Origin of the sequence: Gracilibacillus marinus, from assembly GCF_042651725.1 — a bacterium.
Taxonomy (GTDB): domain Bacteria; phylum Bacillota; class Bacilli; order Bacillales; family Amphibacillaceae; genus Gracilibacillus; species Gracilibacillus marinus.
In genome coordinates, this window is the sequence record NZ_JBHSDV010000002.1 from 390734 (window position 1) to 403455 (window position 12722).

The 12722-nt window shown below is 36.9% G+C and carries 12 protein-coding genes; 11 read left to right on the forward strand and 1 reads right to left on the reverse strand.

Annotated features, from left to right (window positions below; genetic code table 11):
- Nucleotide 1: 1 nt before the first annotated feature.
- From ACFOZ1_RS09700 to ACFOZ1_RS09730, 7 genes are read left to right on the forward strand one after another with little or no spacing between them, the layout of a single operon-like run.
- The gene (locus tag ACFOZ1_RS09700) at nucleotides 2–838 is read left to right on the forward strand and encodes a phytoene/squalene synthase family protein (protein ID WP_390198831.1); all 837 of its coding nucleotides are present in this window, start codon (nucleotides 2–4) and stop codon (nucleotides 836–838) included.
- A 13-nt stretch (nucleotides 839–851) separates the two neighbouring features.
- Nucleotides 852–1568, forward strand: a complete 717-nt coding sequence (locus tag ACFOZ1_RS09705) for a carotenoid biosynthesis protein (protein ID WP_390198833.1) — start codon at nucleotides 852–854, stop codon at nucleotides 1566–1568.
- Complete coding sequence (locus ACFOZ1_RS09710) at nucleotides 1546–2244, forward strand: lysophospholipid acyltransferase family protein (protein WP_390198835.1); 699 nt, start codon at nucleotides 1546–1548, stop codon at nucleotides 2242–2244. The genes ACFOZ1_RS09705 and ACFOZ1_RS09710 overlap by 23 nt, the downstream gene beginning before the upstream one ends.
- Nucleotides 2241–3353, forward strand: coding sequence for a glycosyltransferase family 2 protein (locus ACFOZ1_RS09715; protein ID WP_390198836.1), 1113 nt, complete (start codon nucleotides 2241–2243; stop codon nucleotides 3351–3353). The genes ACFOZ1_RS09710 and ACFOZ1_RS09715 overlap by 4 nt, the downstream gene beginning before the upstream one ends.
- Nucleotides 3350–4813: a phytoene desaturase family protein gene (locus ACFOZ1_RS09720; RefSeq protein WP_390198838.1), complete on the forward strand. Its 1464-nt coding sequence runs from the start codon at nucleotides 3350–3352 to the stop codon at nucleotides 4811–4813. The genes ACFOZ1_RS09715 and ACFOZ1_RS09720 overlap by 4 nt, the downstream gene beginning before the upstream one ends.
- Nucleotides 4814–4826: 13 nt before the next feature.
- Complete coding sequence (gene fni / locus ACFOZ1_RS09725) at nucleotides 4827–5855, forward strand: type 2 isopentenyl-diphosphate Delta-isomerase (RefSeq protein WP_390198840.1); 1029 nt, start codon at nucleotides 4827–4829, stop codon at nucleotides 5853–5855.
- Nucleotides 5856–5867: 12 nt separating this feature from the next.
- Nucleotides 5868–6869, forward strand: a complete 1002-nt coding sequence (locus ACFOZ1_RS09730) for an NAD(P)/FAD-dependent oxidoreductase (protein ID WP_390198841.1) — start codon at nucleotides 5868–5870, stop codon at nucleotides 6867–6869.
- 32 nt (nucleotides 6870–6901) lie between these two features.
- Here the strand turns inward: ACFOZ1_RS09730 and ACFOZ1_RS09735 are convergent, their stop codons facing one another.
- Nucleotides 6902–7435 carry a M15 family metallopeptidase gene (locus tag ACFOZ1_RS09735; RefSeq protein ID WP_390198843.1) on the reverse strand — a complete coding sequence of 178 codons (534 nt, stop codon included), beginning with the start codon at nucleotides 7433–7435 and terminating at the stop codon, nucleotides 6902–6904.
- 214 nt (nucleotides 7436–7649) lie between these two features.
- On the opposite strand from ACFOZ1_RS09735, the gene ilvD reads away from it, so the two are divergent.
- From ilvD to ACFOZ1_RS09755, 4 genes are all read left to right on the forward strand, one after another.
- Complete coding sequence (gene ilvD / locus ACFOZ1_RS09740) at nucleotides 7650–9338, forward strand: dihydroxy-acid dehydratase (RefSeq protein ID WP_390198845.1); 1689 nt, start codon at nucleotides 7650–7652, stop codon at nucleotides 9336–9338.
- A 442-nt stretch (nucleotides 9339–9780) separates the two neighbouring features.
- Nucleotides 9781–10815: an ABC transporter substrate-binding protein gene (locus tag ACFOZ1_RS09745; protein ID WP_390198847.1), complete on the forward strand. Its 1035-nt coding sequence runs from the start codon at nucleotides 9781–9783 to the stop codon at nucleotides 10813–10815.
- 130 nt (nucleotides 10816–10945) lie between these two features.
- Entirely contained in the window at nucleotides 10946–11932 is a 987-nt protein-coding gene (locus ACFOZ1_RS09750) for an ABC transporter permease (RefSeq protein ID WP_390198849.1), read from the forward strand.
- On the forward strand, nucleotides 11925–12719 hold the full coding sequence (locus ACFOZ1_RS09755; protein WP_390198851.1) for an ABC transporter ATP-binding protein: 795 nt from the start codon (nucleotides 11925–11927) through the stop codon (nucleotides 12717–12719). The genes ACFOZ1_RS09750 and ACFOZ1_RS09755 overlap by 8 nt, the downstream gene beginning before the upstream one ends.
- The last annotated feature ends 3 nt before the right edge of the window (nucleotides 12720–12722 follow it).

Below are 12722 nucleotides of genomic sequence, written 5' to 3' on the forward strand. Positions count from 1 at the left end.
TATGTTGACAGCAAGACAACATACGTTTATAGAACCATGTACCATGATGATCAAAAAAGGTTCTTCTAGCTTTTATCATGCATTTAAATATTTACCTTCCCCTAGAAGAGAAGCCGTATACATAATGTATGCGTTTTGTAGAATGATAGATGATGCGGTAGATGAACCAGACAAATCCCCATATACATTAGATGAATTGGAAGAGCATTTTATTCATTTAGATAAAGCAAATGGACATTTTATTTGGCCAGCATTACGGTATTTATTTGATCATTTCCCTATTACGAAGGAACCCTTTTTTACACAGATGAAAGGCCAGCGTATGGATTTTGAACAAACATCCTATTCTACGATGGAAGAGTTGGAGTCATATTGCTATCATGTAGCTGGTTCTGTAGGTGAAATGTTACTCCCGGTTTTGCATAATCAACCAAATGAGCAAGTGAAGCAAGCGGGAATTGCGCTAGGAAAAGCAATGCAGATTGTGAACATTATAAGAGATGTTGGCGAAGATAAACGGTTAGGAAGACGTTATATACCGATGGAGTTGTTTCAGCGTTATAATTATTCGTTTGATCATTTTCGACAAGGTATCATTAATGATGCTTTTATATCTGTTTTGAAAGATTTAGAAAATAGAGCGGAAATGTGGTTTTATGAAGGCTTAAATGGTATTAGCACATATCCAAACGAAAGTGCATTTTCTATCAATCTTGCAACGAAATATTATAGAGAGATATTAGAAGTTGTGAAACAAAATCAATATGATGTATTTAATAAGCGAGCAATTGTAAGTAATGCAAGAAAAGGGTTGTTACTCAAACAAGTACATCAGTAAGGAGAATAGAAATATGCCAAAACGAAATATTGTGTATCCATTGTTTTTAGTATGGTACGGGATTGGATTCACACTAATGTTCTTCTTCACATTGCCAGACTACTTATTATTTTCAGTAGCAATCTTTCTTATTTTATTTGCATGGGCATCCATAAGCCTGTACGCAAAGGGAAACTTTGATTGGCTGATTGCATGTCTTATATGTATCGTGACTTTTGCAATTGAGGCGATAGGTGTGGCAACAGGTTTTCCATTTGGCGAATATACGTACACATCAATTCTTGGTGCAAAACTATTTGGGGTACCATTTACTTTAGGATTTGCATGGTTAGGTGTCATTTATACAGCGATTCTATTATCGAACACAAAATCAAAAGTGTATCGAGCGATTGAAGTAGGGTGTTGGATTGTCATATTAGATCTGGTTCTAGACCCAGCTGCTGTAGTTTTAAACTTTTGGGAGTGGACAGGTGATGGAGACTATTTTTCTATTCCTCTCTCTAATTTCATTGCATGGTTTGTTATTGGAAGTTTTTTGAGTCTTTTTGTACCTATTCGAAACATATCATTACGTGAAAGAAGAAAGGGTACATGTATTTTTCAAGCAATACTCTTTATGTTTGGGATGTTGACTGTCAAAGAAGGATACTTATTTATGCTTGTGCCAATGATTGCGGGAATGACGCTCGCGGAAGGAAGGTATCATTATGCAAAAAGCAAAGAAAAATAAGTACTTTGCAAAATTTTTCTATTTCTATTTACATTATTATTTAATCCGAAGACACTTTTCATCCGTTGATGTAATTGGCAAGCTTCATCATTCATCAAGTACACCAACGATTCACATCGCAAACCATAGCTCATGGTGGGATGGATTACTGCTGTTTTATTTGATTCATCAGACATCTACAGATGCTCATTATATGATGATGGAGGAAGAAGGAATCGAGAAATACCCCTTTTTTCGGAAGCTTGGTGCATTTTCTGTAAACAGGAATAAACCCAAAGACATTCTTCGCACATTTAAGTATTGTGAAACACTTCTTCATCAAAATAAGCATATATGGTTATTTCCGCAAGGACGTATTCAGCACCAAGACACACCCATCACATTTGAAAGAGGGCTAGCTCATCTTCTCGACAATAATCCCATTGCAAATGTTCAAATAGTTACATTGCATTATTACTTTACAGAGAAACAAAAGCCCTCTGTATTATTGATCTGCAGTGATACTATAAAGACAGAAGACGAAAGTGAATCATTGAGTATGTATGAACAAGCGATGACGAATCAACTAACTAGGCAAAAAAATATCCTGATAAAGAAAGAAATGACGGATTCCTATTCATTGATAAAGCCAACCAAGTCGACAAGTGATTGGTTAGATTGGTGGAAACGACAATGATGGTGCTGATTATTGTTTGTCTTATTTGTTTATTGTCTCAATGTGGCTTTGTTATTTGGAATATCATCGCCATTCCTAAAATGGGTGCAATAGATGGACAGAGGGAATCTGTCCATCTATCTGTATGTATCCCTGCACGAAATGAAGAAAGAAATATAGAAGCATGTTTGGAATCGATTTTAAACCAGAGTCATGTACCAAGTGAGATTATTATAGTAGATGATCAGTCTACTGATGCTACAAAAAATATAATCAAACACTATGAAGAGAAGTATCCTGCTTTGATTCAATATGTGAAAGGACAAGAACTTCCTGAAGGATGGAAAGGGAAAGTCTATGCATGTCATCAATTAGGAGAACTTGCAACAAGTGAGTGGTTGTTATTTATAGATGCAGATGTTCGTCTGCAACAAGACGCAATCGAGAAATTGACGCCGCATCTTACTAGACAGAAGCAAGGTATTATTTCAGGGTTTCCTAGACAAATTGTAGGTACATGGTTAGAAAGATTACTAGTTCCAATGATGGCATATTTAATCTATACACATTTACCAATTGCGTATGTTCAGAAATCAACGAATCCAATCTTCGCAGCAGCACATGGGGGATTTATTGCAATCCACAGACATACATACAATAAAATCGGTGGGCATGAAACAATAAAAGATGCAATGGTAGATGATATGGCATTATTTAAAAGAGTAAAAGCGTATCATGACCCTGCATTATTATTAAAAATTGACCGATATGTGTATATGCGAATGTATCATACACCAAAAGAAGTGATCGAAGGATATGCGAAGAATAGCTATCATGGCATCAACAAAAATAATCTATTGTTAATTGGTATTTGTAGCTACTATCTATTCTTATATTTACTTCCAGTTGTTGGTCTTATGATGAATGGAAGTGTTCGCATACTTTCTATGATATGTATAGGAATAGCTATACTGACAAAGGCAATAGTGGATAAAGTAAATAGATTATCCATCACCCATTCATTGTTTATCGCTGTGAGTAGTATATTTGTTATAGGTTTGTTAGTGTATGCTGCTAGTCAATCATATGTAAAAAAAGGATACACATGGAAGGGACGACATTACGAATGAAGACAGCTATAGTAATTGGAGCAGGATTAGCGGGCCTAACAACAGCTATTTACTTAGCGAACAATGGGTATAAAGTAGATGTATTAGAGAAAAATAGACAAGTAGGTGGAAAACTTCAACAACGCCAAGTGAATGGATATACATTCGATTTAGGCCCAAGTACCATTACGATGAAGTCTGTTTTTCAGTCTGTATTTAGTGATTGTGGAAGAAGAATGGAAGATTATGTACAGTTTGAGCATGTAGAATCAGGTACGACCAATTATTTTGCCAATCATCATGTTGTACAGTTTTCGACAAATATAGAAAAAGTAGAATCAATGATTGCGAAGTATAGTGTGACAGATGCGAATAAGTATCGAGAATTTTTGTATGCAAGTAAGAAATTATTTGAAACGGCTGAGAAGCATTTTTTAAATCGTGCGATGATAGGGTGGAAGAGTACATTGGATGTTTCACTTATTACCAATTTTTTAAAAATCCATCCATTTACAGCATACCAAAAATGGTTAAACCAATTCTTTACGCACCCGAATACACTAGCTATGTTCGGGCGTTATGCAACATATGTTGGGTCATCACCATATAAAGCACCAGCAATATTTGGTATGATGGGACATATTGAAGGGAATTTAGGAGTATATCGTGTAAAAGGTGGGACTTTTCAAATTGCTCTAGCATTCAAAAAACTTGCTGAAGAGCTTGGAGTGACTTTTCATTTTGATACAGAGGTCATCGATTTGGAGAAAAAATCGGATGAGATTGTTAGTGTGAGGACAAATAACTCTACATATACAGCGGATACGATTGTGTGTAATATGGATGCATTGACATTCTATCATAAATGGTTACAAGATGATCCGACTTTTAGAAAAATCAAACATATTGAGCCGTCATTATCCGGTTTTGCTATTCTCTTAGGAATAAAGAAGCGCTATTCTATGTTAAAACATCATCAAGTCTTCTTTCCGGCAAATTATCAGGATGAATTTAAAGAAATATTCATAGACAAACAGATGGTAACCAAGCCAACGATTTATGTATGTTATTCTGGTTATGAGGATGATTCGGTGATTCCGAATATGGATTCTAGTAACTTATTTATTCTAGTAAATGCACCAGCACTTACTAGTGAACAAGATTGGAACACGAATAAAGAACGATACAAATCTGAAATTATAGCAGAGTTAGAGCGAAGAGGACTGCATGATTTATCTGAGCATATTGAATATGAAGAAATAATGACGCCAGCGGATTTATATACACATACAGAAGCCTATCAAGGCAGTATATATGGACTGAGTTCGAATAATTGGAGACAGGCATTTTTTCGTTTACCGAATAAATCAAAAAAATACAATAATCTTTGGTTTGTAGGTGGATCTGTCCATCCGGGTGGTGGGACGCCTATTGTAGTAAAATCAGGACAAGTTACAGCAAGGGCAATCGTGAACGAATAGAAGGAGGATACACATGGCAGATTCGATACAGAAGCGAAAGAGTGAACATATTGAGTTAAGTTTATCTGAGCAATCTCTAGGCAAGGGTATGGCAAATGGCTTAGAACAATTTCGATTCATTCATCATGCACTTCCTGAAATTGATTTTAATGAAATCACATTATCCACATCTTTTTTTGGTAAGCAATTGAAGACACCTTTCTTAATTAGTTCGATGACAGGTGGCGTGGAATTAGCAGAAACCATTAATCAGCGCCTAGCGACAGCGGCAGAGGAACGAGGCTGGATGCTAGGATTAGGCTCAACAAGAATTATGCTGGAGAGTGAAGCATATCGCACTTCTTTTCAATTAAGAAAGTATGCACCGACAATCCCGATTATTGCCAATATAGGAGCAGTGCAATTGAATGAAGGATTAACAGAAAAAGAATTACTCCAAATACTGGAATGGACAGAAGCAGACGCATTTGTGTTACACTTAAATACATTACAAGAGGTTATTCAACCAGGTGGAGACACGAATTTTTCTAATTTATTGCCTAAAATTGAACATGTCGTAAAGAAGCTACCAGTACCAATAGGTGTAAAGGAAGTCGGCTTTGGAATTGATGGGGAAGTTGCGCAACAGCTAAAGGATGTAGGGATTCAATTTATTGATGTAGCTGGTGCAGGTGGGACATCTTGGAGCCAAATTGAAAAATTACGTTCGAATGAACCAATCAAGAAGGCTGCTGCAGAAGTATTTGCTTCATGGGGAAATCCCACTGCTATGTGTTTACAGGATGTATGTCGTATATTACCAAATGATAAAGTAATTGCAAGCGGAGGGATTAAGGACGGAATGGATGCTTGTAAATCTATTGCACTCGGTGCCAGTCATGTTGGATTTGCACGATCTGTGTTAAAAGAAGCAGTGACATCTATAGATGAGTTATTGACATGGATGGAAATAAAAGAATTAGAAATGCAAATGACCATGTTTGGTATTGGTTGTAAAGATATCCCTCTATTAAAGAAAACGAATCGAATCGAAAAGATATAAAGGTGTGAGGATATGCAGAAAACATTTGATATTGTTATTATTGGCGGTGGAACAACAGGTTTATTCGCGACATATTATGCGACAATGCGAGGATTAGATGTTTTGTTAATTGAGTCGCAACAACGATTAGGCGGAAAAGTTATGCAATTCTTCCCAGAAAAATTAATCTATGATGTTGGTGGATTACCTGAAATATTAGGAGAACAACTAGTTAAACAAATGGAGGAACAAGCAAGAAGACATCAACCACCAGTAGTAGTAGGTCAATTTGTTACAAATATAGATCAACAAGAAGATGGGTTCACTTTAACAACATCCACAAAAGAAAAGTATCAAGCGAAGAAAGTACTTTTAGCAACAGGTGCTGGAACTTTTCATGCAAAAAGACCAGAAGAATGGGATGCATTATCCCCTCAATCCTTTAAAGAAACGGTCCCAACTACATTAGATGATTTAGTATCTTATACAGACAAACATGTCGTAATTACAGGAAACAGTAAAGTGAATGTGAGTTGGGCACTATATGTAAGTAAAGTCGCAAGTGAAGTGACGATTATTAATAATCAACAAACATTTCAGCATATTACAGAAGAAGAGCAAGAAGCATTACAGAACGCACAAGTAAACATTTATAAGAATACGAAAATAAAAGACTTTCTTATCGAAAATGACACATTGACAGGAATGATTATAAAGGAAACAAGCAATCATGTGGAGCAAACAATTAAAGCAGATTGTTTGATTACATATAACGGTATTTCATTGCAAGAGACACCATTTACACAATGGGGTATCGTTATGGAAAAAGGCCGCATCAATGTAAATGCATGTATGGAGACAAATGTATCAGGAATTTTTGCTGCAGGAGATATTGTCCAATATCCTGGGAAGACTATGTTAATTGCAACAGGGTATACAGATGCAATGACAGCAATTAACCATGCACATATGCAAATAAATCCAAAAGCGAAAGAACAAGTATATAGTACAGTAATCTATCAGACCAGAAAGTGACAGCTAATAACGGAGATATAAAGAAGATGTCATTATTCTATGACATCTTCAGGTCTTTTTCCTTTTCTTAATTCACGAATACTTAATCCCAAATCCATCTGTAAATGGGGATAGTCTTTAAAATTGGTGAAATCTCCTCCCCAACTAAATCCTAAATCCTTCGCTAAATCCACTACTTCCATCCAATCACTCTGTCCGTTCTGATTCCCGTCATACTCTAAATCCCAAATAGCACTTTCAGGACTTGGCAATAGGGAAAAGTCAATCGCTAAACCATAATTATGATAAGATTCGCCACCTTTAGCATAGGTAACGACAGGGCCATCCGTTGTTCGTCCTCTCGCATATATCGCATCTTGTTCATCGAATGAACGAAATGCATCTGTAATAATAATAGGAATACCAATTTTCTCTGCTTGATTTTGAAGCGCATCTGCTTTTTCAGCAACAATAGGATGTAAACTTGTAGGTAAAGGCCTATTGCTATATTCCTTATACATACTATATTGATAGATAAAAATAGCCCCAATGATAATGGCTATAAAGATAAGAAAGCGAAATTTCATGAAATTCTCCTTGTATAAATGTTCTGATTATTTCGAAAATATTACGTAATATGTTACGATGGATATATGCAAGTTTTTATCGATTATATGGACAACCAGTATCTATTATAGCATGCGTAATAAAGGAATAAAGTAAGACATATCATGGTGGTTAGTGTGAAAGATTCGCATAACATCAAGATAAAATTTAGAGAGCATTGGGAGGCCAAATCGTATGAAAAAAGATTTACGTATTAAAAGTCATGTATTTGATGATGCAAAAAGAGCACCGAACCGCGCCATGTTACGTGCAGTCGGAGTGACAGATGAAGATTTTAAGAAACCGATGATCGGGATTGCAAGTACATGGAGTGAAGTGACCCCATGTAATATTCATTTAGATGATTTAGCAATTCAAGCAAAAGAAGGTGCACGTAAGAGTGGTGGTGTGCCGATGATTTTCAATACTATCACTGTTTCTGATGGTATTTCTATGGGGACGTCTGGAATGCGATATTCCTTACCGAGTAGAGATGTCATTGCAGATTCGATTGAAACGGTTGTAGGAGCAGAGAATCTAGACGCATATGTAGCAATAGGTGGATGTGACAAGAATATTCCTGGTTGTTTAATCTCGATAGCGCGTTCAGATGTACCAGCAGTATTCGTATATGGTGGTACGATTGCACCAGGCTATCGTAATGGTCAAAAGCTTGATATTGTTTCTGTATTTGAAGGTGTTGGTAAACATAATAATGGGGATATTGATGATCAAGAATTAAGAGGAATAGAATGTGCTGCATGCCCAGGAGCGGGATCGTGTGGTGGAATGTATACAGCGAACACGATGGCAACTGCTGTGGAAGCACTTGGTATGAGTTTGCCAGGAAGTTCATCTAATCCAGCAGAATCTAAAGAAAAATTAGAAGATTGTCACAAAGCAGGAGAAGCAGTTTATCAGTTATTAGAAAAAGGAATTTATCCAAAAGATATCCTAACAAAGAAGGCGTTTGAAAATGCAATTACAGTCGTGATGGCATTAGGAGGTTCGACAAATGCTGTGCTTCATTTATTAGCAATTGCGAATGCTGCACAAGTAGACGTGACAATAGATGATTTCAATCGTCTTCAAGAAAAAGTACCACATTTAGCTGATTTAAAGCCAAGCGGTAAATATGTAATGGAAGATTTGCATAAGATTGGTGGAGTTCCCGCTGTAATGCGATTGCTACTAGAAAATGGTTACTTACATGGTGATTGTCTAACGGTTACAGGTAAAACAATCGCTGAGAATTATACAGATGCACCAATTCTAGGGGAAGAACAAGATATTATTCGTCCATTTAGTGATCCTTACCGCAAAAATGGTCCACTTGTTGTGTTAAAAGGAAATCTTGCACCAAGTGGGGCTGTAGCGAAGGTCTCCGGAGTGAAAGTAACACGCCATACAGGGCCTGCACGTGTATTTAATACAGAAGAAGAAGCGACAAAAGCAGTGATGAATAACGACATTAAAGAAGGAGATGTACTTGTTATTCGTTATGTTGGACCAAAAGGTGGACCAGGAATGCCTGAGATGCTATCCATTTCAGCCATATTAGTAGGAAAAGGACTAGGTCAAAAAGTCGCATTATTAACAGATGGCCGTTTTTCTGGAGGTACACATGGGCTTGTCGTTGGACATATTGCACCAGAAGCACAAGTTGGTGGACCAATCGCATTCCTAGAAGAGGGCGATATCGTTACAATTGACTCTGAACAAAAAGAAATTACAATGGAAGTATCAGAAGACGAGATTGCGAGTCGTCGTAACAAATGGCAAGCACCAGAGTTGTACAAACGAGGAGTTTTAGGTAAATACGCACACAATGTATCATGCTCATCTCAAGGGGCAGTAACAGATTTTATAAACCGTAAAGATTAATAAAAAACAAGAGGGTAGCACCTCTTGTTTTTTATTATATGCAAAATTAACGTGACGCAGAGAAAATGGGAGCCACGCAGGGAGCGCGAGAGTGACGCAGGGAAAATAGAAATCACGCACGAATTCCAGCAGACACACCAGAAATCCATTAACCAAGAAGTTAATAACATGCCTTTTATTAAATAATTAATGATGAGTTTCAATAAATCCTGCGTCACACGAATAATCCCTGCGTCGCTCACCAGATTCCAGCGTCCCGCGAATAATCCCAGTATGGCTCAACAGATTCCTGCGTCACACCTCAACTCTCAAATCAAATCCAATTATTTCAATCTATTATTATGATAAGAAAGTATACCGATTGCACCAAAGCTATGCTATAATGTTAAATAATTATCATGAATATACAAAATATTTAGACAATAAGGGGAGATTAGAGAATATGAGAAAAGGGATATGGTTATTGTTAATAACGTTCGTATCAATTATGGTATTATCGGCTTGTGGAACAAGTGGGGACGATTCAAGTAATGGTTCGACTTCGGGAGAGAACGACGTAGAAGAAGGCGATGCAAATACAACGGATGAAGTATATACAATTGGTGCAACACAAATTGTTGAGCACCCATCTTTAGATGCAGCATATGAAGGGTTTCAAAAAGCATTAGAAGATGCAGGATTAGAAGTGGAATATGACTTCCAATCCGCTCAAAATGATCAAAATAATGCAGTAACAATTGCAAATAATTTCGTAGCAGATGGTGTGGATTTAATTTTTGCAAACTCAACACCGAGTGCGCAGAGTGCATTAAATGCAACAAAGGATATTCCGATATTGTTTACATCTGTAACAGACGCAGTGGAAAGTGGTTTGGTTGAGGGAATGGACCAACCGGGTGAGAATATTACTGGTGTAGTAGATTTACATCCTGATTCTATCAAACAAACAGTTGAATTTATTGATCAATATTTTGAAGGAGCAACAATTGGTTTGATTTATAGTGCGGGTGAAGCGAATTCTGTTGCACAAATTGAAGCAGTAAATCAAGCGGTAGAGGGAACAAGTTTGTCTACGTCTGAAGCAACTGTAGGTAATTCTTCAGAAGTACAACAAGCAGCCACATCATTAGTTGGGGATGCAGATGTATTCTTTATTATTACAGATAATACAGTAGTTTCTGCATTAGAAGCAGTAATAGGAGTTGCAGAGGAACAAGATATTCCATTACTTGTTGGTGAGCCAGATTCTGTAAAACGTGGTGGGTTTGCGACATTCGGAATTGATTATTTTACAATAGGATATAGAACTGGAGAGATGGCAGTAGAAATCTTAACAGGAGAAAAGACAACTGCAGATATCCCTGTAGAAATTCCACCGAGCATGCAATTATTCATTAATAAAGAAGCTGCAGATGCACAAGGTGTAGAATGGAATGAAGATTGGGATGCTGACGCAGAATTGTTAGAAAAAGAGTAAATGCGTTTCTAAAATAAGCGTACTTAGGTAAAGGGACGCTTGTGCACGAACATATAACCTCGACATGGACATAGTCGGTGTCGAGGTTTTCTATAAGCATACGTGTTATCGGACAGAAAGGGAGAGTAGGATGTTAATTTCGATGTTCAGTGCAGTAGAATCTGGGATGATATATGCGCTGATGGCGTTAGGGGTATATCTTTCATTTCGTATTTTAGATTTCCCTGATTTAACAGTAGATGGTAGCTTTGTGACAGGTGGGGCTGTTGCAGCTATTTCTATAGTCAATGGTGTACCTCCAATTATTGCGACATTTTATGCGATTATTGCAGGATTTCTCGCAGGGATGGTTACAGGAATTCTAAATACGAAAGGGAAGATTAATCCTTTATTATCAGGGATCCTAATGATGATTGCACTGTATTCTATTAATCTTAGAATTATGGGTAAACCCAATGTCGCTCTATTGAATGAACCGACACTATTCAATCAATTAGAAGGTATTTGGGAAGCATTAGGGATAGATGCCTTTTTTAATGGTATTTTAACTACACTCGGTGCAGATAGACTTCCGGGTACTTGGGTTGTATTAATTGTCATGATATTTATTACTTTCATTATTAAATTTATCACGGATTACTTCTTGAAGACAGAGGTTGGATTGGCATTACGAGCGACAGGTGATAATGAAAAAATGATACGTAGTTTTTCAGCGAATACAGATACATTAACAATTGTTGGTCTAGGAATCTCGAATGCATTAGTAGCATTATCTGGTGCGCTTGTTGCCCAGTATAGTGGATTCACTGATGTGAATATGGGAATTGGAATGATTGTTATAGGGCTTGCATCTGTAATTATTGGTGAAGCTATTTTTGGAACAAAGACAATTGCAAGAACGACACTAGCTGTTATAGGTGGAGCTATTGTCTATCGTATCGTGTTAACACTTGCACTCAAAGTGAAGTTTTTAGAGACAGGGGATGCAAAACTGATTACTGCTGTGATTGTTATTATTGCATTGATTGCCCCTAAGTTAATTAAAGCAAACAAAGAAAAAAGAAGGAAGAAGAAGCGGGCAATGCTTTCTAGTGGAATGGGGGATAACCATGCTTAAAGTAGATAACCTTTCTGTAACCTTTAATGAAGGAACATTAGATGAAAAGAAGGCACTACAAAAAATAAATTTAGAACTTAAGCAAGGGGATTTTGTTACTGTAATTGGTAGTAATGGTGCAGGAAAATCCACTTTAATGAATATGATATCAGGTTCATTAAAGCCAGACATCGGTTCCGTTTCCATTAATGGTGAAAATGTCACCATATTACCTGAATATAAACGTTCGCGCTATATTAGTAGAGTGTTCCAAGACCCGATGGCAGGGACAGCTCCGACTATGACAATTGAAGAGAATTTAGCCATGGCATATGCACGTAACAAAAAACGCACATTGAAATTTGGCGTAAACAAAAAGAGACGAGCGCTATTTAAAGAACATTTAGAAACGCTACACATCGGTCTTGAAAATAGACTCAATGCAAAAGTTGGTTTGTTATCTGGAGGAGAGCGTCAAGCTTTGTCTTTATTAATGGCAACATTTACGGAGCCGAATATTTTATTATTAGATGAACATACTGCTGCATTAGATCCATCTAGAGCAGAATTAATTACAAAGCTAACAGGTGAAGTTGTCCAACAATTTGGATTAACTACATTAATGGTTACACATAATATGCAACAAGCATTAGACTTAGGAAATCGTCTCATTATGATGGATAAAGGTCAGATTATTTTAGAAGTATCAGGTGAAGAAAAACAAGCATTAACGATAGAGAAGCTTTTGAAGGAATTCCAGCGAATAAGAGGTAAGCAGTTAGAAAGCGATCGAGCAGTACTTGGTTAAATT

Excerpts from the sequence above, each read along its gene's own strand:
- ACFOZ1_RS09710 (WP_390198835.1), top strand. The coding sequence starts at position 1,546 with ATGCAAAAAGCAAAGAAAAATAAGTACTTTGCAAAATTTTTCTATTTC.
- ACFOZ1_RS09755 (WP_390198851.1), top strand. The coding sequence starts at position 11,925 with ATGCTTAAAGTAGATAACCTTTCTGTAACCTTTAATGAAGGAACATTA.
- ACFOZ1_RS09720 (WP_390198838.1), top strand. The coding sequence starts at position 3,350 with ATGAAGACAGCTATAGTAATTGGAGCAGGATTAGCGGGCCTAACAACA.
- ACFOZ1_RS09700 (WP_390198831.1), top strand. The coding sequence starts at position 2 with ATGTTGACAGCAAGACAACATACGTTTATAGAACCATGTACCATGATG.
- ilvD (WP_390198845.1), top strand. The coding sequence starts at position 7,650 with ATGAAAAAAGATTTACGTATTAAAAGTCATGTATTTGATGATGCAAAA.
- ACFOZ1_RS09730 (WP_390198841.1), top strand. The coding sequence starts at position 5,868 with ATGCAGAAAACATTTGATATTGTTATTATTGGCGGTGGAACAACAGGT.
- ACFOZ1_RS09715 (WP_390198836.1), top strand. The coding sequence starts at position 2,241 with ATGATGGTGCTGATTATTGTTTGTCTTATTTGTTTATTGTCTCAATGT.
- ACFOZ1_RS09735 (WP_390198843.1), bottom strand. The coding sequence starts at position 7,435 with ATGAAATTTCGCTTTCTTATCTTTATAGCCATTATCATTGGGGCTATT.
- ACFOZ1_RS09750 (WP_390198849.1), top strand. The coding sequence starts at position 10,946 with ATGTTAATTTCGATGTTCAGTGCAGTAGAATCTGGGATGATATATGCG.
- ACFOZ1_RS09705 (WP_390198833.1), top strand. The coding sequence starts at position 852 with ATGCCAAAACGAAATATTGTGTATCCATTGTTTTTAGTATGGTACGGG.
- fni (WP_390198840.1), top strand. The coding sequence starts at position 4,827 with ATGGCAGATTCGATACAGAAGCGAAAGAGTGAACATATTGAGTTAAGT.
- ACFOZ1_RS09745 (WP_390198847.1), top strand. The coding sequence starts at position 9,781 with ATGAGAAAAGGGATATGGTTATTGTTAATAACGTTCGTATCAATTATG.